Origin of the sequence: Pseudomonas sp. zfem005, from assembly GCF_032621735.1 — a bacterium.
Taxonomy (GTDB): Bacteria; Pseudomonadota; Gammaproteobacteria; order Pseudomonadales; family Pseudomonadaceae; genus Metapseudomonas; species Metapseudomonas solani.
The window spans coordinates 557,066-579,090 of record NZ_JAVYJE010000001.1 but is presented as its reverse complement, the minus strand read 5'-3'; the positions used below and the strand labels follow the sequence as shown (position 1 = coordinate 579,090).

Sequence of the window (22,025 nt, the reverse complement as noted above, 5' to 3'; positions counted from 1 at the left end):
GCGCTAAAACGCCCACAAGTGAGAGTTCAAGCGGCCAACCCATGCCGGGTTGGGCATGAGGTTTAGAGGGCTGAGGCATGTCTAGAGTCTGTCAAGTAACCGGTAAGGGTCCGGTTACCGGGAACAACGTTTCCCACGCTAACAACAAAACCCGTCGTCGTTTCCTGCCGAACCTGCAGCACCACCGCTTCTGGGTCGAGTCCGAGAAGCGCTTCGTGCGTCTGCGCGTTTCCGCCAAGGGCATGCGCATCATCGACAAGCGTGGTATCGACGTAGTCCTGTCCGAGCTGCGTGCTCGCGGCGAGAAGGTATAAGGAGCTAATCATGCGTGAACTGATCCGTTTGGTGTCCAGCGCCGGTACCGGCCACTTCTACACCACCGACAAGAACAAGCGCACTACTCCCGACAAGATCGAAATCAAGAAATTCGATCCGGTCGTGCGTAAGCACGTGATCTACAAGGAAGCCAAGATCAAGTAATTGATCCGGCCCTTGTCGAAGAAGCCCGCCTATATGGCGGGCTTTTTCATGCCCGCGATTTGTCGTCCGGCCTTTCCCGCGCCCATAAAAAAGCCCGCTTTCGCGGGCTCAAGGGGATTACGAGCTTCTGGAGGTGAAGCGGTGGATCATTTGCTCTGTTCGAAGATCACGTAGACCTTGCGGCAGGCCTCGAGCACTTCCCAGGTGCCGGAGAAGCCGGCGGGAATGACGAAGCGATCACCGGCGCGGACGGTCTTGGCGTTGCCGTCGGCGTCACGCAGGACGGAAACGCCCTGGAGGATCTCGCAGTATTCGTGTTCGGTGTAGCTGACGGTCCAGTGGCCGACTGCGCCTTCCCAGATGCCCACGTTGAACTGCCCGCAGGGGCTGCCGTAGTGGTTGCGCACGCTCTGCTCCGGGTCGCCCTTGAGGACTTTCTCGGGGGCTGGGCGGTAGCGCTCGGCGGCGGCTGGGCTGTTGGCGAAGTCGACGATGGATTCGATGTTCATGGCGGTTCCGTTGCAGCTGGCGGGTGGTCCGCGCCCGGCGGACCTGTTTTTTATTCTGCCCAGTTATCGGCGGCTTCCCCTATGCCCGTGGGAGGGAGGGAAAACGCCAGGGCGATCCGATCCGCAGTCTATGTTTAATAAAACGAACATGACAAGGGCGTTTGCTGGAATTTTGTCAAAAATATTGAAAACCCAGGGCCCTCTGGTTTAGGGTTGCGATCAGGTTCGGCCGCATGCTGGCCTTGCAGAATTCTTGACAGTGCCGGATCCAGGATCCGGCACTTTTCTACTAATAAGAGGAATGCCCCATGACCACCCTGACTCGTGCCGACTGGGAACAGCGCGCCAAGTCCCTGCAGATCGAAACCCGTGCCTTCGTCCATGGCGAGTACACCCACGCCGTCTCCGGCGCGACCTTCGACTGCATCAGCCCGGTGGATGGGCGCGTGCTGGGTCAGGTCGCCAGCTGTGACCTGGCCGATGCCGAGCTGGCGGTGAAGGACGCCCGCGCCGTCTTCGAGTCCGGTGTCTGGTCGCGCCTCGCGCCCACCGCGCGCAAGGAAGTGATGATCCGCTTCGCCGACCTGATCGACGCCCATGGCGAAGAGCTGGCGCTGCTGGAAACCCTGGACATGGGCAAGCCGATCAGCGACTCGCTGAACATCGATGTCTCCAGCGCTTCCCGCGCCATCCGCTGGAGCGGCGAGGCCATCGACAAGATCTACGACGAAGTTGCGGCCACCCCGCACAACGAGCTGGGCCTGGTGACCCGTGAGCCGGTCGGCGTGGTCGCCGCCATCGTGCCCTGGAACTTCCCCCTGCTGATGACCTGCTGGAAGCTCGGCCCGGCGCTGTCCACCGGCAACTCGGTGGTGCTCAAGCCGTCCGAGAAGTCGCCGCTGACCGCTATCCGCATCGCCCAGCTGGCCATCGAGGCCGGCATCCCCGCCGGCGTGTTCAACGTGCTGCCAGGTTTCGGCCACACCGTGGGCAAGGCCCTGGCCCTGCACATGGACGTCGACACCCTGGTGTTCACCGGCTCCACCAAGATCGCCAAGCAACTGATGATCTATGCCGGCGAATCCAACATGAAGCGCGTCTGGCTGGAAGCCGGCGGCAAGAGCCCGAACATCGTCTTCGCCGACGCGCCTGACCTGCAGGCCGCCGCCGAGGCCGCCGCAGGTGCCATCGCCTTCAACCAGGGCGAGGTCTGCACCGCTGGCTCGCGCCTGCTGGTGGAGCGTTCGATCAAGGACAAATTCGTGCCCATGGTGGTCGCGGCGATCAAGACCTGGAAGCCGGGCAACCCGCTGGACCCGGAAACCAACGTCGGTGCGCTGGTCGACACCACCCAGATGAACAACGTGCTGTCCTACATCCAGGCCGGCCATGACGACGGCGCCAAGCTGGTGGCCGGCGGCAAGCGCGTGATGGAAGAGACCGGCGGCACCTACGTCGAGCCGACCATCTTCGACGGCGTGGACAACGCCATGCGCATCGCCAAGGAAGAGATCTTCGGCCCGGTGCTTTCGGTCATCGCCTTCGACGACGTGGCGGATGCCGTCGCTATCGCCAACGACACCGTCTACGGCCTGGCCGCTGCGGTCTGGACCAGCAACCTGTCCAAGGCCCACCTGACCGCCAAGGCGCTGCGCGCCGGCAGCGTCTGGGTCAACCAGTACGACGGTGGCGACATGACCGCGCCCTTCGGCGGCTTCAAGCAGTCGGGCAACGGCCGCGACAAGTCGCTGCACGCGTTCGACAAGTACACCGAGCTGAAATCCACCTGGATCAAGCTCTGAAAAAGGGCGGCATGACCGCCTGACAAGGTCCGCCTTCCTTCGGGAGGCCGGCTCCCCTGGAGCCACACCTGCGGCCGGGTTTCCTTCACAGGAGCCCGGCCGCTTTTGCTTTTCTGCCTGCCAGAATCCCCCGGGATGCTGGCCCATGGAACGGAGGACACCGCCATGCGTTGGGGGACCTACTTCGCCGTCTGCGGCGCGGTGATCAGCATCGGGCTCGCGCTGGGCGTGACCATGCCCCTGGTCTCGTTGCGCCTGGAAAGCTGGGGCTATGACGCCTTCGCCATCGGCGTGATGGCCGGCACCCCGGCGGTGGGCGTGCTGCTCGGCGCTTCCCTGGCCGGGCGCCTCGCCGCGCGCTTCGGCACCACTCCCCTGATGCAGCTGTGCCTGCTGGTCAGTGCCGTTTCGGTGGCGATGCTGGCGCTGGTGCAGAGCTACCCCATCTGGCTGGCCCTGCGCCTGTTCATCGGTGTGGCGCTGACGGTGGTGTTCATTCTCGGCGAGAGCTGGATCAACCAGTTGGCCGTGGAAAAGTGGCGCGGGCGCCTGGTGGCGTTGTACGGCACCGGCTACGCCTTGAGCCAGCTATCCGGGCCGCTGCTGCTCAGCGTGCTGGGTACCGGCAACGACCTCGGTTTCTGGACCGGTACCGGCCTGCTGGTGGGCGGCTCGCTGTTGCTGCTGGGGCGCACCGGCGCGCCCAGCGTGGACGCCCACAGCGCCTCGGGGCGCGGCCTGCTGACCTTCTGTGCACGGTTGCCGACCATCGCCTGGGCGGTGGTGCTGTTCGCCGCCTTCGAGGCGATGATGCTGACCCTGCTGCCCATCTACGGCCTGCGCCAGGGCTTCAACCAGGAAGTGGCGTTGCTGATGGCCAGCGTGGTGGTGGTCGGCGATGCCGCCTTGCAGCTGCCCATCGGCCTGCTGGCGGACCACATGTCGCGACGTACGCTGTTCCGCGGCTGCGGGCTGGCCCTGCTGATGTCCAGCCTGAGTATTCCCCTGTTCCTGCACACTCCGCTGATCTGGCCGATCTGGGTGATATTCGGTGCCAGCGCGGGCGGGCTCTTCACCCTGGCGCTGATCCTTATCGGCGAGCGCTATCGGGATGATGAACTGGTCCGCGCCAACGCCCATGTCGCCCAGCTCTGGGGCATCGGCTGCCTGATCGGTCCACTGGTCACCGGCGCCGCCAGCCAGTGGATCAGCGGCCATGCTCTGCCGTTGATGATGGCCATCGGCGCAGCCGGCTTCGTCTGGCTGGCCTGGACCCGCGAGCTGTTCGGCGACGAGGGTGGCGAGCCGGCCGTGACCGGCAACCCCTGATTCAGAGCATCCGCTCCAGGCCCACGCGCTCGGCGAACCAGGCATTGAAATGCCGCCACAGGCTGCCCGGCTCCTGCCGCAGTACCTGCTGGCGGCCGCCCTCCTCCGTCACCCACTCCATGCCGCCATCCGGCCGCAGGCGCACCTGGTAGCTGCGCCCGGGGCTCATGCCCTCCAGGGCCAGGCGGCGCAGGTGTGCGCTCAGTTCCGGGCTGTCGATCAGCACACCGACCTCGGTGTTCCACAGCACCGAGCGCGGGTCGAAGTTGAAGGAGCCGATGAAGGCGTGGCGCTGGTCGAGGATCATCGCCTTGCTGTGCAGGCTGGAGTTGGAGGAGCCGCTGAAGCTGTATTCGCCGCTGCCGGCGCCATCTCCGGCCTGGCGACGCAGCTCGAACAAGCGGACGCCATGCTCCAGCAGCCGCTGGCGATAGGGCGCGTAGCCGCCATGCACGGCGGGCACGTCGGTGGCCTCCAGGGCGTTGGTCAGCAGGCGGATGTCGACGCCGGCGTCGGCCTTGCCGACCAGGTAGTCCATGCCCTCCCGGGCGGGCACGAAGTAGGCCGAGATCAGCACCAGGTCCTGCTTCACCCCGGCCAGCACCGGTTGCAACTGGCTGGCCAGGAGCAGGTGCGGATCGGGCGTGCCGCTGGCCAGCACCTTGCTCGGCGCATCCCACAGGGCGCTGGCCGGTGCCCAGATCAGTTCGCGCAGCCAGAGGTCGATGCGCGGGTCATCGCGGTAGGTGTGCAGCCGGTCGTACAGGGTCTTCTGCTGCACCCGCGCTTCGGCCAGGTAGCCCCGCAGGCGCTGGCGCGCCTCGTCCAGCTCCTGGCGTTGCGGCTGGCGCCAGAGGAACTGCTGGATGGGCTTGCTCAGCGCGCTGTTCCAGTACTGGTCGAAGCTCTGCCCCAGCTGCTCCGCCACCGGGCCGATGGCCAGCAGGTCGATGTCGGTGAAGTGGAGGCTGGGCTCGGCGTCGAAGTATTCATCCCCCAGGTTGCGCCCGCCGACTATGGCTGCCGCGTTGTCGGCCAGCCATAGCTTGTTGTGCATGCGCCGGTGCTGCTGGCCCAGGTCCAGCGCCCGGCCGAGGGACCGCGTGACGCCGGTGACGCGGCCAAGATGCAGGGGGTTGAACAGCCGCACCTGGATGTTCGGGTGCGCGGTCAGCAGCGCGATGCTGGCGTCGCGGCCGTCGCTGCTGGTGTCGTCGAGCAGCAGGCGCACACGCACGCCACGGTCGGCGGCGCGTAGCAGCTCGTCGAACAGGGCGCGGGTGGAGAGGCCGTCATGGACGATGTAGTACTGCAGGTCGAGGCTGCTGCGGGCCGAGCGGATCAGCTCGGCGCGGGCGCTGTACGCCTCGTTGCTGGCGGGCAGCAGGCGGAAGCCGGATTGCCCCGGGTGCGCGGCAGCCAGTGCCTGCAGGCTCCGGCCGAAGGGCGACTCGGCAGCGGCGATCGCCTGGCTCGGGGGTGCCGGGGGCGGGCTGGCGCAGCCGCCGAGGGCGGCCAGCAGGCAGATGAATAGCAGGGGGATGCGCACGTCGGCCTCCGACTCGCCGGGTCCTTGAGCTCAGACGCCAGCGCAGCCGGAAGATTCAGGCAGCCCGCGCGCGGCGCGGGCCGAGGTCATTTCGCCAGGCTGTTGCCGACGCTTTCCTTGATCCGGTACCAGAGCATGCCGAGGGCCAGCAAGGGCGAGCGCAGCAGTTTGCCGCCGGGGAAGGTGATGTGCGGCACCTTGGCGAACACGTCGAAACCGTTGCTCTGCTCGCCGCTGATGGCTTCGGCCAGCAGCTTGCCCGCCAGGTGGGTGGCGTTGACCCCGTGGCCCGAGTAGGCCTGGGCGAAGTAGACGTTGGGTTGGTCCGGCAGGCGGCCGATCTGCGGCAGGCGGTTGGCACCGATACCGATCATCCCGCCCCACTGGTAGTCGATGCGCACATCGGCTAGTTGGGGGAAGACGTCCAGCATCTTCGGCCGCATATAGGCGGCGATGTCTGCGGGGTCACGGCCGGAATAGTGGCAGGCGCCGCCGAACAGCAGGCGGTTGTCGGCGGAGAGGCGGTAATAGTCCAGGGCCACGCGCTGGTCGCACACCGCCATGTTCTGCGGCAGCAGCTGCCGGGTGAGTGCCTCGGGCAGTTGCTCGGTGGCGATTACGTAGCTGCCCGCCGGCAGCACCTTGCCGCCGAGTGTGGGGTTGAGGTCGTTGAGGTAGGCGTTGCAGCCGAGCACCAGGGTCTTCGCGCGGACCTGGCCCTGGGCGGTGTGCACCTTCACTTCCGGGCCGTAATCGATGCGCAGTACCGCCGAGTGCTCGAAGATGCGCACGCCCAGCGAGCTGGCGGCGGCGGCTTCGCCCAGGGCCAGATTGAGCGGGTGCAGGTGGCCGGAACCCATGTCGATCAGGCCGCCGGCGTAGCGATCGGAGCCCACCACGCTGCGCATCTCGCCCGGTTGCAGCAGGCGCATTTCGTGGCGGTAGCCGAGGCTCTTCAGGTCTTCCAGGTCTTCGGCGAAGCCGGCAAGGTCACGGGCGGTGTTGGCCAGGTCGCAATAGCCCCAGGTCAGGTCGCAGTCGATGGCGAACTCTTCCACCCGTTGGCGCACCAGCTCCACCGCCTCCAGGCCCATCAGCTTGAGGGCGCGGACGCCGTCCTTGCCCACCACCGATTCGAAGTGCTCGACATCGTGGCCGACGCCGCGGATCAGCTGGCCGCCGTTGCGCCCGCTGGCGCCCCAGCCGACCTTGTGCGCTTCCAGCAGCACCACCGAGAAGCCGCGTTTGGCCAGTTCGATAGCCGTGTTCAGCCCGGAGAAGCCACCACCGACGACGCAGACGTCGGCCACCTCCTCGCCCGCCAGGGGCGGATGTTCGATACGGCGGTTGGCGGTCGCGGCGTAGTAGGAGGGGGCGTGCTGGTCGCTGTGGACCGGATGGCGAACGCGGGCGTTCATGTGCGGAATCCTGATTATTATGTTTGGAAAATTTGACGGAGGATAGGCACGAAGCACGCCAACCGCCAAGGGGCGCCCAGGAAAAATCCCTGTGCCTCGCAGGCAACTATCGGCAGGGGCGTCGGCGCCCCCGGGTTCACTCGGGAATGGGCAGGTTGAGGGATTCCTTGACCTCTTCCATCACGATGTAGGACTTCGACTCGCGCACGTGCGGCAGCTTCAACAGGATGTCGCCGAGCAGCTTGCGGTAGGAGGCCATTTCGTTGATCCGCGCCTTCACCAGGTAGTCGAAATCGCCGGAAACCAGGTGGCATTCGAGTACATGGGGCAGCTTCAGCACGGCGCGGCGGAAATCCTCGAACGTATCGCCGGACTTGTAGTCCAGGCTGATCTCGACGAACACCAGCAGGCTCGCCTTGAGGTGTTGCGGGTTCAGCCGGGCGTTGTAGCCCATGATGATCCCCTCGCGCTCCAGGCGACGTACGCGTTCGGTGCAAGGGGTGGTGGACAGGCCGACCCGTTCGCCCAGCTCGGTGAAGGAGATACGTCCGTCTTCCTGGAGAATTCGTAAAATATTCCGGTCTATCTTGTCTAACTCACGACGCGATTGATGCTGGGTACGCATGGTGGATGCCCCTCCGCAAAAGCCGTATTGGCCAAGAATTATCGCCAAATATAGCTGGCTATATAGTGAATATCACTGGGGCGCTCTTCATATACTGCGCGGCATCTACGCTCAAAATAACAAACGCAGCGGTTACCCCCGTTTGCGCTGGAGGCAGACATGCGAGTGATGGTGCTGGGCAGCGGTGTGATCGGTACGGCGAGTGCCTACTATCTGGCCCGGGAAGGCTTCGAAGTCGTGGTGGTCGATCGGCAGAGCGCCGTCGCCATGGAAACCTCCTTCGCCAACGCCGGCCAGGTCTCCCCTGGCTATGCCTCGCCCTGGGCCGCTCCCGGCGTGCCGCTGAAGGCCATCAAGTGGCTGCTGCAGAAGCACGCACCCCTGGCCATCAAGGCCACTGGCGACATCGGCCAGTACCTGTGGATGGCGCAGATGCTGCGCAACTGCACCGCTTCGCGCTATGCCGTGAACAAGGAGCGCATGGTGCGCCTGTCCGAGTACAGCCGCGACTGCCTCGACGAACTCCGTGCCGAAACCGGCATCGCCTATGAAGGCCGCCAGCTCGGCACCACCCAGCTGTTCCGCACCCAGGCCCAGCTCGACGCCGCCGCCAAGGACATCGCCGTGCTGGAAAGCTCCGGCGTGCCCTATGAAGTGCTCGACCGCGCCGGCATCGCTCGCGCCGAGCCGGCCCTGGCCAAGGTCACCGACAAGCTGGCCGGCGCTCTGCGCCTGCCCAACGACCAGACCGGCGACTGCCAGATGTTCACCACCCGCCTCGCCGAGATGGCCCGTGGCCTGGGCGTGGAATTCCGCTTCGGCCAGGACATCCAGCGCCTGGACTTCGCCGGTGATCGCATCAACGGCGTGTGGATCGACGGCAAGCTGGAGACCGCCGACCGCTACGTGCTGGCCCTCGGCAGCTACAGCCCGCAGCTGCTCAAACCGCTGGGCATCAAGGCGCCGGTGTACCCGCTCAAGGGTTACTCGTTGACCGTGCCCATCACCAACCCGGACATGGCGCCCGCCTCGACCATCCTCGACGAGACCTACAAGGTCGCCATCACCCGCTTCGACGACCGCATCCGCGTGGGCGGCATGGCCGAGATCGCCGGCTTCGACCTGTCGCTGAACCCGCGTCGCCGCGAAACCCTGGAAATGATCACCGCCGACCTCTACCCCCAGGGCGGCGACCTGACTCGCGCCGAGTTCTGGACCGGTCTGCGCCCGGCGACCCCGGACGGCACGCCGATCGTGGGCGCGACCCCGTTCCGCAACCTGTTCCTGAATACCGGACACGGTACCCTTGGCTGGACCATGGCCTGCGGTTCCGGCCGCCTGCTCGCCGACCTGATGGCGCGCAAGCGTCCGCAGATCAGCGCCGAAGGCCTGGATATCTTCCGTTATGGCAACACCAAGGAGAGCCAGAAACATGTCACTACAGCGCCTGCGCACTGAAGCCCGCTACAGCGAGATCGTCATCCACAACGGCACCGTCTACCTGGCGGGCCAGCTGGATGAAGGGCTGAACCCGGGCATCGAGCGCCAGACCCGCGAAACCCTGGATGCCGTCGACCGCATGCTCGCCGAAGCCGGCACCGACAAGAGCCGCATCCTCTCGGTGACCATCTACCTGAAGGACATCGACGCGGACTACGCCGGCATGAACGCCGTGTGGGACGCCTGGGTCGCCAAGGGCGCCGCCCCGGCCCGTGCCTGCGTCGAGGCGAAGATGTACTCGCCCGAGGTGCTGGTGGAAATGACCGTGGTCGCCGCCTTGCCCTGAACCCTTGCTCTGCCCGGCGTCCGCGCCGGGTTTTTCATATAACCAGAAGAAGCCTTTGCCATGCGTCCCGCCCGTGCCCTGATCGACCTCGAAGCGCTGCGCCACAACTACCGTCTCGCCCGCGAAACCACCGGTGCCAAGGCACTGGCCGTGGTCAAGGCGGATGCCTACGGGCATGGCGCGGTGCGTTGCGCCCAGGCGTTGCAGGCGGAAGCCGACGGTTTCGCCGTGGCCTGCATAGAGGAAGCACTGGAGCTGCGCGATGCCGGCATCGTCGGCCCCATCCTGCTGCTGGAGGGTTTCTTCGAAGCCGATGAGCTGTCGCTGATCGAGCGCTACGACCTCTGGTGCGTGGTGCATTCCACCTGGCAACTCGAGGCCATCGAGCGCGCCAGCCTTAGCCGCCCGCTGACGGTGTGGCTGAAGATGGATTCGGGCATGCACCGCGTGGGCCTGCACCCGGCGGAATACCGCGACGGTTACCAGCGCCTGATGGCCAGCGGCAAGGTCGGCAAGATCGTGCTCATGAGCCACTTCGCCCGTGCCGACGAACTGGACAGCGACAGCGCCGCCGAGCAGGTGGCGGTCTTCGAGCAGGCCCGTGCCGGCCTCGCCGCCGAGATCAGCCTGCGCAACTCGCCCGCCGTGCTCGGCTGGCCGCAGGTGCCGAGCGACTGGGTGCGTCCCGGCATCATGCTCTACGGCGCAACGCCCTTCGAGCAGGCCCATGAGCTGGCCTCGCGCCTGAAGCCGGTGATGACCTTGGAGTCCAAGGTCATCAGCGTGCGCGAACTGCCCGCCGGCCAGCCGGTCGGCTACGGCGCGCGCTTCATCACCGAGCGCCCGACCCGCGTCGGCGTAGTCGCCATGGGTTACGCCGACGGCTATCCCCGCCATGCGCCCACCGGCACCCCGGTGGCCATCGACGGGCAGCTGTCACGGCTGATCGGCCGGGTGTCCATGGACATGCTCACCGTCGACCTCACCGACCTTCCCCAGGCCGGGCTCGGCAGCCGGGTCGAGTTCTGGGGTGGCCAGGTCCTGGCCAGCGATGTCGCCATCCAGGCCGGCACCATTCCCTACCAGATCTTCTGCAACCTGCGCCGGGTGCCGTTGATCTACCGCTGAAGCGGCTCTTAAAGAGCCATCTATGCAGCTGATGATGGTTCAAATAATTGATTTTCCTCGGGCTTTTCCGGGGTGGTGAAAGTTTGCGCAGGATTTACGGCCGAAGTGTTGTAAATACTGAACGCTGGCCGCATCATACGGCCACCGTGACCACCCCCCTCAACAAGAATCCCAAGGAGGATCCCACCATTGGACGTCGGTGTTCGACTGCAATCCATCCGCAAGCTCAAAGGCCTCTCCCAGCGTGAACTCGCCAAACGTGCAGGCGTAACAAACAGCACGATTTCCATGATCGAAAAGAACAGCGTCAGCCCCTCCATCAGTTCGCTGAAGAAGGTGCTCGGGGGCATCCCCATGTCGCTGGTGGAATTCTTTTCCCTCGATCTGGAACAGGACAACCAGACCCAGGTGGTCTACCGGGCTTCCGAACTTACCGATATCTGCAGTGGTGCGATCACCATGAAGCTGGTGGGCAAGGCCCATCCGAGCCGCGCGATCGCCTTCCTCGACGAAACCTACCCGCCGGGCACCAACACCGGTGACGAGATGTACGCCCATGAGGGCGAAGAGGCCGGGATGTTGGTGGAGGGCCGTCTCGAGCTCACCGTCGGTAACGAGCTGTTCATCCTCGAGCCGGGCGACAGCTACTACTTCGAAAGCAGCAAGCCGCACCGTTTCAGCAATCCCTTCGATGTTCCGGCCCGTTTGATCAGCGCGACCACACCGGCCAACTTCTAGTCCGTTCCAGCCTCCGGCGCGTGGCTTCGTGAGCCACTGCGCGGTCTTCACCCGAGCCGGTCATCGGACCGGCGCCGGCATGCTAGGTTTGCGCACGCGTCGCCGCAAAGGCGGCGTGCTCATCCACTCAAGGCCGTGCCCAGCGCAACGGCGCATGACAAGGAAGGTTCCGTGGCTGCCTCTAACAAATGGTTGATGTCCTCGCTCGCCTATTACCTGGACTTCTTCACCGCTCCGCTCTTCATCCTCATCGCCCTGTTCGTCGGCCCGATCCTGCCCTGGCAACTGCTGGCCGGCCTGCTGCTCTGGTCGCTCGTCGAGTACGGGGTGCATCGCTTCCTGTTCCACTCGCTGTATCGCCGTGAACACTGGACCCACCATCTCGACGTGCTGGCGTTCATCGGCATCTCCAGCTGGAAGACCAGTGCGGTCTATGCGCTGCTGCTGCCGTTGTGTGCCTACCTGGGTCTGGCTTCGCTGTTCGCCGGGCTGGTTGCCGGCTACTTTCTCTATATCTCGCTGCATTACGTGATGCACCGCCCCGGGCATTGGTTCTACCGTTTCATCCCTGGGCTGGTGTTCAACCATGACCTGCACCACCAGAAGGGCGTGGAGAAGAACTTCGGGGTTTCCTCGCCGCTCTGGGACCACGTCTTCGGCACCTATGTGCGTGCGGTGGAGAGAGCGAAGGTATCGGGCTGATCAGCCTCTGGTCGCAAGGCGCTCATGCTTTAGTCGTGCGACAAGTAGGGTTGTTTCAGCATGGCGGGCTAACCGTTATACTGGCGCCCGCCCGCGAAACCGTGGCCGCGGGCGTCACTAGCCAGGATGAGGGTGTAAGGGTGAACCTGATAAATAAGATGCTGGCAGCGCATGTTGCCGTATTGGCCCTTTGGGCTGTTAGCGCCCAGGCCGCGACCGATGACGCCATCGCCGAGCGTATCAAGCCGGTAGGCGAAGTCTGTGTCCAGGGCCAGGAGTGCAAGGGTGTGGAAGCTGTAGCAGCCTCCGCAGGCGGCGGCGCCAAGACGCCGGACGACATCATCGCCAAGCACTGTGGCGCCTGCCACACCGCCGGCGTTCTCGGCGCTCCGAAGATCGGCGACACCGCCGCCTGGAAAGAGCGTGCCGACCACCAGGGCGGCCTCGACGGCATCCTGGCCAAGGCCATCACCGGTATCAACGCAATGCCGCCGAAAGGCACCTGTGCCGACTGCACCGATGATGAGCTGAAAGCGACCATCAAGAAGATGTCCGGCCTGTAACAGGGACCCGGCATCAACGAAAAAGCCGCCCTCGGGCGGCTTTTTCGTGTCTGGCTGCTGCGGCTTATTGTCGCAGCGCCGGGCACTCAATCGATAAAGGTCACGGTGCCGTTGGCCAGGGATTGGACCCGCGCCAGGGACTCGACCCGGTAGCCTTCGCTTTCCAGCAGGGTGCGACCTTCCTGGAACGACTTCTCGATGACGATGCCCATGCCGGCGATGCTCGCGCCTGCCTGGCCGATCAGGTCGATCAGGGCCTTGGCGGCGTGGCCGTTGGCGAGGAAGTCATCGATCACCAGCACGTGGTCGGATGCCGTCAGGTGCTTGGCGGAGATGGCGATGGTGCTCTCGGTCTGCTTGGTGAAGGAGAACACCTTGGAGATCAGCAGGTCGTTCTTCAGCGTCAGCGACTGGAACTTGCGGGCGAAGATCACCGGGATGCCCAGCTCAAGGCCGGCCATCACCGCCGGGGCGATGCCCGAGGCTTCGATGGTGACGATCTTGGTGATGCCCTGGCCACGGAAGCGTTCGGCGAATTCATGGCCGATGTGCTTCATGAGCTGCGGGTCGATCTGGTGGTTGAGGAAGGCGTCTACCTTCAGCACCTGGTCGGAAAGCACGATGCCTTCGGAGCGGATCTTTTCTTTGAGAATGTTCACGGGAGGGGCTTCCTGCGAAGCTGCTGTCGCTGATGAAGCGCGGCATTCTACCTCGGCGCGGGGGCATCGCGCGATGCCCTTCTGACAGGTCGCGCCACGGCCCCCGGTTGCCCGTTGGCCCGCGGCCTCAGGGCTTCTTGAGCATGGCGCGGATGTCCGCCAGCGCCGTGTTGCCGCGCACCGCCTTGACCTCCACCGGGGTGTCTTCCATGCCTTCCCATTGCAGGTCTTCCTGGGGCAGTTCGTCGAGGAAGCGGCTCGGCGAGCAATCGATGATCTCGCCGTACTGCTTGCGCTTGGCGGCGAAGGTCATGGCCAGGTTCTGCCGGGCACGGGTGATGCCGACATAGGCCAGCCGGCGCTCCTCCTCGATGGTGTCGGCCTCGATGCTGGAGCGGTGCGGCAGGATGTCTTCCTCAACGCCCATGATGAACACGTAGGGGAATTCCAGGCCCTTGGATGCGTGCAGGGTCATCATCTGCACGCCGTCGGCGCCCTCCTCCTCTTCCTGCTGGCGCTCGAGCATGTCGCGCAGCACCAGCTTGGCGATGGCTTCCTCGATGGTCATCTCGCCTTCTTCGTCGCGCTCCAGGGTGTTCTTCAGGGCGTCGATGAGGAACCAGACGTTGCCCATGCGGAACTCGGCGACCTTGTCGCTGGAGGCGTTCTGGCGGATCCAGTTCTCGTAGTCGATGTCCATCACCATGCTGCGCAGGGCGGCGATGGGGTCGGTCTGCGCGCAGTCCTGGCGGACCTTGTCCATGAAGCGCTTGAAGCGCTGCAGGCGCTCGGTGTAGCGACTGTCCAGGTGCTCGCCGAGGCCGATCTCGTCGGCGGCGGCGTACATCGAAATCTTGCGCTCGGTGGCGTAGTTGCCGAGCTTTTCCAGGGTGGTGGAGCCGATCTCGCGGCGCGGCACGTTGATGACCCGGAGGAAGGCGTTGTCGTCGTCCGGGTTCACCAGCAGGCGGAAGTAGGACATCAGGTCCTTCACTTCCTGGCGGCCGAAGAAGCTGGTGCCGCCCGACAACCGATAGGGGACCTGGTGGTGCTGCAGCTTCAGCTCCATCAGCTTGGCCTGGTGGTTGCCGCGGTAGAGGATGGCGAACTGGCTGTAGGGCCGCTCGGTCTTCAGGTGCAGCGTGAGGATCTCCATGGCGATGCGCTCGGCCTCGGCGTCCTCGTTGCGGCAGCGGATCACCCGGATCGGGTCACCGACGCCCATCTCGCTCCACAGTTGCTTCTCGAACACGTGGGGGTTGTTGGCGATCAGCACGTTGGCGCACTTGAGGATGCGGCTGGTGGAGCGGTAGTTCTGCTCCAGCATCACCACCTTCAGCGAGGGGAAGTCCTCCTTCAGCTGCATCAGGTTCTCCGGCCGCGCACCCCGCCAGGCGTAGATCGACTGGTCGTCGTCGCCCACCACTGTGAACTGCGCGCGGTGCTGCACCAGCATCTTCACCAGCAGGTACTGGCTGGCGTTGGTGTCCTGGTATTCATCCACCAGCATGTAGCGCACGCGCTGCTGCCATTTTTCGAGGATGTCCGGGTTTTCCTGGAACAGCTTCACCGGCAGCAGGATCAGGTCGTCGAAGTCGACCGCGTTGTAGGCCTTGAGGGTGCGCTGGTAGTGCAGGTAGACCACCGCTGCCGTCTGCTCCTTGGGGTTGCGCGCGTTGGCCAGCGCTTCCTCGGGCAGGATCAGGTCGTTCTTCCAGGAGCCGATGTAGTTCTTCACCTCATCGGCGCCATCGTCCCCGGCGTACTCCTTCTGCATGATGTCCGTCAGCAGCGCCTTGATGTCCGTCTCGTCGAAGATCGAGAAGCCCGGCTTGTAGCCCAGCCGCGCGTGTTCCTTGCGGATGATGTTCAAGCCCAGGTTGTGGAAGGTGGATACCGTCAGCCCACGACCTTCGGCACCGCGCAGCAGGGTGCCGACGCGGGCCTTCATCTCGCGGGCGGCCTTGTTGGTGAAGGTCACGGCGACGATGTACTGGGCGCGGATGCCGCATTGCTGGACGAGGTAGGCGATCTTGCGGGTGATCACGCTGGTCTTGCCGGAGCCGGCACCGGCGAGCACCAGGAGCGGGCCGCCGACATAGTTCACGGCTTCCTGCTGCCGGGGATTGAGTCGGGACATGCGGGTCGATTTTTCGCGGGGGAATGGCCGCGCATTCTAACAGGCCGGCCCCGATCTGCCGATGCGCGCCGAACAGTGTGACGTAGCGCCCTTTGGTGAAGCGTGGCGCTTGGCTATTTCGAACCTTCAAGTACGATTGTTCCGGCACACACTGTTGATGGCTGTTCACATTTGGCGCAAAGTTCGCCAGGTCGCCTCAAGAGCACACCTAAAAGAACGACGTCGATCACGACGCGAATTGGGCCAATTGCCCACTGTTTTTGTGACCCCGGGGAGGTCATTTGTCCGCGCTTGCCGAGCCCATGCGCATGCTCCTGCTGGCGGAATCGCCTGGCTGGGCGGAATCCTTACGCGAGCTGCTCAGCGCGCTGGGCAGCCTTTCACCCCTGATCACAGCCCCCTCCTGGGAGGCCGCCAGCAGCCTGTTCGACGACAGCGAAGGCGGCTTGCTGCTCTGCACCCCGCAATTGCTGCCGGCCCCCGGCCGTTGCCACCTGCCCACCATCCTGCTGCTGGAACAGGAGCCCGATGAAGCGCCGGCCGGCGTCTGCGACTGGCTGGTGCGTGACCAACTGGGCCTCGACGTGCTGCGCCGCAGCCTGCGCTACATGCGCGAGCGCAGCGCCTTGCAGAACACCCTGCAAAGCCTCGCCGAGCAGGACCCGCTCACCGGCATCGCCAACCGCCAGGGCTTCCAGACCCTGCTGGCGGGGCGCCTGGCCGAATTCGCCGGGCGCGGCCTGGCCCTCGGCCACCTGGACCTGGACAATTTCCGCCACGCCAACGACGCCCTCGGCTACCAGGCCGGCGACCGCCTGATCCTCCAGGTGGTGGCGCGGCTCAAGGGCGAACTGGCTGCCGGCGACCAACTGGCCCGCCTGGGCAGCGACGAGTTCGCCCTGCTGCTGGACACCCGCCGCGACCCATCCCGCGCCGAGAAGGTCGCCGAACGCATCGCCGAAGCCCTCGGCGAGCCCTACTGGGTCGACGGCGAGAGCCTGCTCATCGGCTGCAGCCTGGGCATCGCCCATGCGCGCTCCGATGAAGGCGCCGACCCGCTGATGTGGCACGCGCACATCGCCATGCAACAGGCCAAGGCCGTGCAGGGCTGCACCTTCCATGTGTTCGACGAACGCATCAACCGCAGCGCGCGCAGCCTGGCCGACCTGGAAAGCGAGTTGCGCCGCGCCCTGCGTCGCGACGAGCTGGAGCTGCACTACCAGCCCCGGCTGTGCCTGGACACCGGCCGTATCGTCGGCCTCGAAGCGCTGGTGCGCTGGCGCCATGCCGAGCGCGGCCTGCTGTCGCCCAATGAATTCGTGCCCCTGGCCGAGGAAAGCGGGCTTATCGTCCCCCTTGGCTACTGGGTCATCTCCCGTGCCCTGCGCGACATGCAGTGGCTGCGCGGGCGCGGCCTGCCGGCCCTGCACATGGCGGTGAACCTGTCGTTCCGCCAGTTCCAGGACAGCCAGCTGCTGCCGACCCTGAACCGCCTCATCAGCGAGCGCGGGGTCGACGCCCAATGGCTGGAATTCGAGCTGACCGAGACGGCGGTGATGCGCCGCAGCGAACAGGTGCAGCAGACCATGCAGGCCCTGGGCAAGGTCGGCGTGCGCTTCTCCCTGGACGATTTCGGCACCGGCTTCTCGTCCTTCGTCCACCTCAACAGCCTGCCCATCACCCTGCTGAAGATCGACAAGAGCTTCGTCGGCGGCATGCAGGATCGCCCCGAGAACCGCCAGCTGGTACGCGCGATGATCAACCTCGCGCACAACCTCAACCTGGAGGTGGTGGCCGAAGGGGTGGAAACCGCCGAGCAACTGGCCCTGTTGCGCCAGTTCGGTTGCGACCAGGTGCAGGGCTACTGGATCAGCAAGCCGCTGCCCCTGGCCGACCTGGCGCGCTTCCTGGTATTCGGCGTGCGCCAGCCGCTGTTCAGCAGCCAGCCCAACCTCTAGCCCCCCCGCTCAGCCCGCCTTGCAGGCGCTGCCGAGCGGTTCCTGCGGGCGCAGCATGCGCAAGGTCTTCCACTCGAACCCCAGGGTCAGCCCGACCGCGGCGCAGGCCAGGCCCGACGCCAGGCCCCACCACACGCCCTGGGCACCCATTCCCAGGGGGAAGGCCAGCAGCCAGGCGGCGGGCGCGCCCACCAGCCAGTAGCAGCCGAGGCCAACGAGGAAGGTGGTCTTAGCGTCCTTGAGGCCGCGGATGGCGCCCATGGCGATGGTCTGGATGCCGTCGAACAGCTCGAACAGCGCGGCGATGGCCAGCAAGCTCACCGCCAAGGCGACCACCTTCTGGTACTCGCCGGCGTTGCGGTCGAGGAACAGCCCCACCACCCATTCCGGCGCCAGCCAGAACAGCGCGGCGAAGCTGAGCATGCAGCCGGCGCCCACGGCGATGCCCAGGCGCCCGGCGCGGCGTGCGTCTTCCAGGCGACCGGCGCCAAAGTGCTGGCCGATGCGGAAGGTCACCGCGTAGGAGATGCCCACCGGCACCATGAAGGCCACGTACACCGACATGATCGCGATCTGGTGCGCCGCCAGCGACAGGCTGCCCAGGGCGCCCATGCACAGCGCGGCGAAGGCGAAGAGGCCGGATTCCACCGCATAGGTGCCGCCGATGGGCAGGCCCAGGCGCAGCAGCTCGCGCAGGTCGTCCAGGCGCGGCTGGAACAGGCCCTGGCGCAGGGAATAGGCGGCGTAGGCCGGGTGGCGGGTGACGTGCCAGGCCAGCAGCAGCGCCATGACGTTCATCACCAGGGCGGTGACCAGGCCGATGCCGGCCAGGCCCAGCGACGGCAGGCCGAACCAGCCATGGATCAGCATGTAGTTGAGGGCGAAGTTGGCCAGCGCGCCGCCGATGCTGATGGCCATCACCGGGCCGGGGCGGCCGATGGCGCTGGTGAAGCCGCGCAGGGCCATGAAGCTCATGTAGCCGGGCAAGGCGAATACCAGGGTGGAGAGGAAGCGCATGCCGCCCTCGATGTTGTGGGCCTCCTGGCCGAACAGCGTCAGCAGTGGGCCGAGGTTCCACAACAGCAGCCCGGCGCCCAGGGCCAGGCCCCAGCCCAGCCACAGGCCGGCCTGGGTCAGGCGCGCGGCGCCGGCGATGTCCCCGGCGCCGTGGCGGATGGCGACCAGGTTGCCCACGGCGGCGATCACGCCGACGCAGAAGATCGACACGAAGGAGTAGCTCGCCGCGCCCAGGCCGCCGGCCGCGAGCTCCGCCGGGCCGAGCAGGCCCATCATCACCGTGTCGGTGAACACCATCAGCACGTTGGCCAGCTGCGCCGCGATCAGCGGGCCGGCGAGGCGGAGGATGGCCAGGAGTTCGGAGCGGATCTGCTGTGGCATGAGTCTGGATCACTTGTCATGGCGGGCCCGAAAACGCATCGGGCCAGAGACGGTGGATTCTCCAGCGCTTGAATCCGCGCCACAAAGGGAAAAAAATGATGCCTTCCATGACTCTGACTCATGAATCGGCTCAACCATGACGCGTCGCCTGCCACCGCTCTACGCCCTGCGTGCCTTCGAAGCCGCGGCGCGCCATGCCTCCTTCACCCGCGCCGCCGAGGAGCTGGCCATCACCCAGAGCGCGGTGAGCCGGCATATCCGCACCCTGGAGGAGCACTTCGCCTGCCGCCTGTTCGAGCGCAAGGGCCGCAGCCTCCAGCTCACCGAGCCGGCGCGGATGATCCTGCCCGGCCTGCGCGAGGGGTTCGATTCCCTGGAGCGCGCCTGCGCCACGCTGCGGGTGGACGACAGCATCCTCTGCCTCAAGGCGCCCTCCACACTGACCATGCGCTGGTTGCTGGCGCGGCTGTCGCGCTTCCGCCTGCAGAACCCGGACGTGGAGGTGCAGCTGACCAGCGCCTGGATGGATGTGGACAAGGTCGACTTCAACCACGAGCCCTTCGATTGCGCGGTGCTGCTGAGCAGCGGCGGCTTCGGCGATGAATGGGAGAGTGTCGAGCTGTTCGCCGAATGGCTGATCCCGGTCAGCGCGCCCTCGGCAGCCGCCGAGGGGCCTTGGGACCTGGCGCGCCTGCGCGGCGCCGAGCTGCTGCACCCCACGCCGGACCGCCGCGACTGGCGGCGCTGGTTGCACGCCATGGGGCTGGAGCAGGACGTGCCGCTCAAGGGCGGCCAGGTGTTCGACACCCTGGAACTGGGCATAGTCGCGGCGACGCGGGGCTACGGCATCTCCATCGGCGACCTGGTGATGGTCGCCGAGGATGTGGAGGAAGGGCGCATCGGCCTGCCCTGGCCCAGCGCCGTACCCAGCGGCCAGAGCTACTACCTGGTCTGGCCGAAGGCACGCAGCGGCCAGGATCGCCTGCGTCGCCTGCGGGATTACCTGTTGGCCGAGGTGGCGGCGATGCGTTTGCCGCCGGTGAGCTTCAAGCGCTAGAGCGGCGTGGTTTCCGCTTACAGATTTTTCCGGTGCTTTTGGCAGATGCGTCCTATACCTCAGTAAAGCGGTCAAGTATTCTCGCCGCCCGCCGAAGGAGCCCCAGAAGTTCCTCGTCAGCCCTGCCTGCAAAAAACTGGAGAAACCCCATGAACCCGCCCAGGTCACGTATCGCCTGGCAGCTCGCCGCCGCCCTCGCCCTGATCCTCGTGCTGCTGATCAGCGGCAGCACGCTTTTCGCCCTGCGCTCCCTGGACCAGGCCAACCTGGCCACCCGCGAAGAGCACCTGGCCAGCGAGGCGCGCCTGCTCGCCGACCAGCTCAGTACCTTCCACGGCAGCCTGCGTGAAAGCACCCAGCGCCTCGCCAGCCTGTTCGAGCAGCGCTTCGCCAGCGGCCTCGCGGTGCATGCCGACGAGCGCGTGCCGGTCGCCGCGCTGAGCCCGCCGGCCCTCTACCTCAATGGCCAGGTGCTGAACAACGATTTCACCCTGGTGGACGAGTTCCGCCACCTCACCGCCGGCGTGGCCACGGTGTTCGTCCGCGATGGTGCCGACTTCGTCCGCGTCACCACCTCGCTGAACAAGCAGGACGGCACCCGCGCCATCGGCACCGTGCTCGACCACGCCCACCCCGCCTACCAGCGCCTGCTGTCCGGGCAGAACTACGTGGGCCGCGCGCTGCTCTTCGACCGCTACTACATGACCCAGTACACGCCGGTGCGCGACAACGGCGGCCAGGTCATCGCGGTGCTCTTCGTCGGCTTCGACTACACCGACGCGCAGAATGCCCAGTTCGCCAACCTGCAGCGCTTCCGCATCGGCAAGACCGGTTCCCTGGCGCTGATGGACGAGGCCGGCAAGTGGCTGGTGACCCCGGCCGGCGTGCGCCGCCCGGAAGCCATCGGCGACACCCTCGCCGCGCTGGCCCGCGAGCCCGGCCATGGCCGTTTCTGGAGCGACGGCGAAGAGGACTTCTTCAGCGTTGCCGTGTCCTTCGCCGATGGCCCCTGGCAGGTGGTGGCGAGCATGCCCAAGGCGGAAATCCGCGAGGTGACCTGGAGCGTCGGCGGCCAGCTGGCCTTCGGCAGCCTGCTGGCCATGGTGCTGGCGGTAACCTCGGTGATCTGGCTGCTGCGCAAGCGCCTGCGGCCGCTGGGCGAGCTGGTGGAGCAGGCCCGGGCACTGGGCGCGGGCGACCTCAGCGTGCGCCTGGATGTATCCAGCAACGACGAGATCGGCGAGTTGGCGCGCAGCTTCAACCAGATGGGCGAGGCGCTGTCGACCATGGTGGCGCACATCCGCAGCTCGGCGCAGCAGGTCGGCAGCCGCTCCCAGGTGCTGTCGGGTCTCTCCAGCGGTGCCTATGAAGGCATGGAGCAGCAGTCCGGCGAGATCAGCAGCATGGCCGGCGCGGTGGAGGAGTTCAGCGCCACCTCGCTGAACATCGCCGACAACATGCGCGCCACCGAGCGCATGGCCAGCGACAACGCCCAGCAGACCCGCATCGGCCAGAGCTCCATGGGCGAGGCTTCCGCGGCGCTGGAGCAGATATCCACAGCCCTCAACGGCACCGCCGAAGTGATCAACACCCTGGGCCAGCGCTCCCAGGAAATCGGCGGCATCGTCGGGGTCATCACCGCCATCGCCGACCAGACCAACCTCTTGGCGCTCAACGCCGCCATCGAGGCGGCGCGTGCCGGCGAGCAGGGCCGGGGCTTCGCCGTGGTGGCCGATGAGGTGCGCAGCCTGGCGGCCCGCACCCGCGAGGCGACCACCGAGATCTCCAGCATGATCGGCAGCATCCAGGATGAGACCGCCAGCGCCATCAGCACCATGGAGCACGGCAAGGCGCTGATGCAGGACGGCCTGGAGCGCAACGCCAAGGTCGCCGCCGCCCTGGCGCAGATCGCCCAGCAGAGCACCGCTGCTGGTGAGCAGTTCGCCGCCATCACCACCGCAACCCAGGAGCAGAGCAGCACCGCGACCCTGCTCAGCAGCAACCTGCAGAGCATCGCCCTGGCCAACAGCGAGCAGCGCGAAGTGGTCGCCAACCTGGCGCAGACCGCCCAGGAACTGGACCGCCTGGCCGAGGAACTGCGCCAGGAAGTGGGGCGCTTCCGCTGAGTCCGGCCGTTCCGCCGCAATGAAAAAGGCGCCCCGATGGGCGCCTTTTCTTTGGGTC

The 22,025-nt window shown here is 66.1% G+C and carries 20 protein-coding genes and 1 pseudogene; 14 read left to right on the top strand and 7 right to left on the bottom strand.

What is annotated here, in order from left to right; translation table 11 throughout:
* Positions 1-77 precede the first annotated feature (77 nt).
* Entirely contained in the window at positions 78-314 is a 237-nt protein-coding gene (gene rpmB / locus RTW82_RS02695) for a 50S ribosomal protein L28 (protein WP_021702024.1), read from the top strand.
* Between the two features lie 10 nt (positions 315-324).
* Entirely contained in the window at positions 325-480 is a 156-nt protein-coding gene (rpmG, locus tag RTW82_RS02690) for a 50S ribosomal protein L33 (RefSeq protein WP_003457707.1), read from the top strand.
* A gap of 146 nt (positions 481-626) precedes the next feature.
* Here rpmG and RTW82_RS02685 read toward each other — a convergent pair whose 3' ends face one another.
* Positions 627-989: a cupin domain-containing protein gene (locus RTW82_RS02685; protein WP_021218934.1), complete on the bottom strand. Its 363-nt coding sequence runs from the start codon at positions 987-989 to the stop codon at positions 627-629.
* Between the two features lie 308 nt (positions 990-1,297).
* Here RTW82_RS02685 and RTW82_RS02680 point away from each other — a divergent pair, with 308 nt between their 5' ends.
* Complete coding sequence (locus tag RTW82_RS02680; RefSeq protein WP_316924170.1) at positions 1,298-2,791, top strand: aldehyde dehydrogenase; 1,494 nt, start codon at positions 1,298-1,300, stop codon at positions 2,789-2,791.
* Between the two features lie 165 nt (positions 2,792-2,956).
* Positions 2,957-4,120 carry an MFS transporter gene (locus RTW82_RS02675; protein ID WP_316924169.1) on the top strand — a complete coding sequence of 388 codons (1,164 nt, stop codon included), beginning with the start codon at positions 2,957-2,959 and terminating at the stop codon, positions 4,118-4,120.
* A gap of 1 nt (position 4,121) precedes the next feature.
* Here RTW82_RS02675 and RTW82_RS02670 read toward each other — a convergent pair whose 3' ends face one another.
* The 3 genes from RTW82_RS02670 to RTW82_RS02660 form a co-directional block, all read right to left on the bottom strand.
* Positions 4,122-5,669: a phospholipase D family protein gene (locus RTW82_RS02670; RefSeq protein ID WP_316924168.1), complete on the bottom strand. Its 1,548-nt coding sequence runs from the start codon at positions 5,667-5,669 to the stop codon at positions 4,122-4,124.
* Between the two features lie 86 nt (positions 5,670-5,755).
* Complete coding sequence (locus tag RTW82_RS02665) at positions 5,756-7,087, bottom strand: NAD(P)/FAD-dependent oxidoreductase (protein ID WP_263400332.1); 1,332 nt, start codon at positions 7,085-7,087, stop codon at positions 5,756-5,758.
* A gap of 136 nt (positions 7,088-7,223) precedes the next feature.
* Complete coding sequence (locus RTW82_RS02660; protein WP_031287530.1) at positions 7,224-7,712, bottom strand: Lrp/AsnC ligand binding domain-containing protein; 489 nt, start codon at positions 7,710-7,712, stop codon at positions 7,224-7,226.
* A gap of 159 nt (positions 7,713-7,871) precedes the next feature.
* On the opposite strand from RTW82_RS02660, the gene dadA reads away from it, so the two are divergent.
* From dadA to RTW82_RS02630, 6 genes are all read left to right on the top strand, one after another.
* On the top strand, positions 7,872-9,170 hold the full coding sequence (dadA, locus tag RTW82_RS02655) for a D-amino acid dehydrogenase (RefSeq protein WP_316924167.1): 1,299 nt from the start codon (positions 7,872-7,874) through the stop codon (positions 9,168-9,170).
* Positions 9,145-9,498 (top strand): RidA family protein, encoded by a 354-nt coding sequence (locus RTW82_RS02650; RefSeq protein ID WP_316924166.1) that lies wholly within the window; start codon positions 9,145-9,147, stop codon positions 9,496-9,498. The genes dadA and RTW82_RS02650 overlap by 26 nt, the downstream gene beginning before the upstream one ends.
* A gap of 60 nt (positions 9,499-9,558) precedes the next feature.
* Positions 9,559-10,626 (top strand): alanine racemase, encoded by a 1,068-nt coding sequence (alr, locus tag RTW82_RS02645; protein WP_184488263.1) that lies wholly within the window; start codon positions 9,559-9,561, stop codon positions 10,624-10,626.
* Positions 10,627-10,815: 189 nt separating this feature from the next.
* Positions 10,816-11,364 (top strand): cupin domain-containing protein, encoded by a 549-nt coding sequence (locus RTW82_RS02640; RefSeq protein WP_021218943.1) that lies wholly within the window; start codon positions 10,816-10,818, stop codon positions 11,362-11,364.
* Between the two features lie 171 nt (positions 11,365-11,535).
* Complete coding sequence (locus RTW82_RS02635; RefSeq protein ID WP_316924165.1) at positions 11,536-12,066, top strand: sterol desaturase family protein; 531 nt, start codon at positions 11,536-11,538, stop codon at positions 12,064-12,066.
* A gap of 140 nt (positions 12,067-12,206) precedes the next feature.
* Positions 12,207-12,629: a c-type cytochrome gene (locus RTW82_RS02630; protein WP_263400337.1), complete on the top strand. Its 423-nt coding sequence runs from the start codon at positions 12,207-12,209 to the stop codon at positions 12,627-12,629.
* A gap of 86 nt (positions 12,630-12,715) precedes the next feature.
* On the opposite strand, the gene RTW82_RS02625 is transcribed toward RTW82_RS02630, so the two are convergent.
* Together RTW82_RS02625 and rep are read right to left on the bottom strand one after the other, a co-directional pair.
* Positions 12,716-13,288, bottom strand: coding sequence for a xanthine phosphoribosyltransferase (locus RTW82_RS02625; RefSeq protein WP_316924164.1), 573 nt, complete (start codon positions 13,286-13,288; stop codon positions 12,716-12,718).
* Between the two features lie 127 nt (positions 13,289-13,415).
* The gene (gene rep, locus RTW82_RS02620) at positions 13,416-15,428 is read right to left on the bottom strand and encodes a DNA helicase Rep (protein ID WP_316924163.1); all 2,013 of its coding nucleotides are present in this window, start codon (positions 15,426-15,428) and stop codon (positions 13,416-13,418) included.
* Between the two features lie 281 nt (positions 15,429-15,709).
* On the opposite strand from rep, the gene RTW82_RS02615 reads away from it, so the two are divergent.
* Complete coding sequence (locus tag RTW82_RS02615) at positions 15,710-17,386, top strand: bifunctional diguanylate cyclase/phosphodiesterase (protein WP_316924162.1); 1,677 nt, start codon at positions 15,710-15,712, stop codon at positions 17,384-17,386.
* Between the two features lie 9 nt (positions 17,387-17,395).
* On the opposite strand, the gene RTW82_RS02610 is transcribed toward RTW82_RS02615, so the two are convergent.
* Complete coding sequence (locus tag RTW82_RS02610; RefSeq protein WP_316924161.1) at positions 17,396-18,784, bottom strand: NorM family multidrug efflux MATE transporter; 1,389 nt, start codon at positions 18,782-18,784, stop codon at positions 17,396-17,398.
* A 136-nt stretch (positions 18,785-18,920) separates the two neighbouring features.
* On the opposite strand from RTW82_RS02610, the gene RTW82_RS02605 reads away from it, so the two are divergent.
* The 3 genes and pseudogenes from RTW82_RS02605 to RTW82_RS31590 all read left to right on the top strand — a co-directional run bounded on the left by RTW82_RS02605 (position 18,921) and on the right by RTW82_RS31590 (position 21,967).
* Positions 18,921-19,841, top strand: a complete 921-nt coding sequence (locus RTW82_RS02605; protein WP_316924160.1) for a LysR substrate-binding domain-containing protein — start codon at positions 18,921-18,923, stop codon at positions 19,839-19,841.
* A 149-nt stretch (positions 19,842-19,990) separates the two neighbouring features.
* Positions 19,991-21,112: pseudogene (locus RTW82_RS31595) on the top strand (Cache 3/Cache 2 fusion domain-containing protein); the annotation flags it as partial.
* A complete protein-coding gene (locus RTW82_RS31590; protein ID WP_410478752.1) occupies positions 21,107-21,967 on the top strand; it encodes a methyl-accepting chemotaxis protein in 861 nt (286 codons plus the stop codon). The pseudogene RTW82_RS31595 and the gene RTW82_RS31590, both read left to right, overlap by 6 nt.
* Positions 21,968-22,025 lie beyond the last annotated feature (58 nt).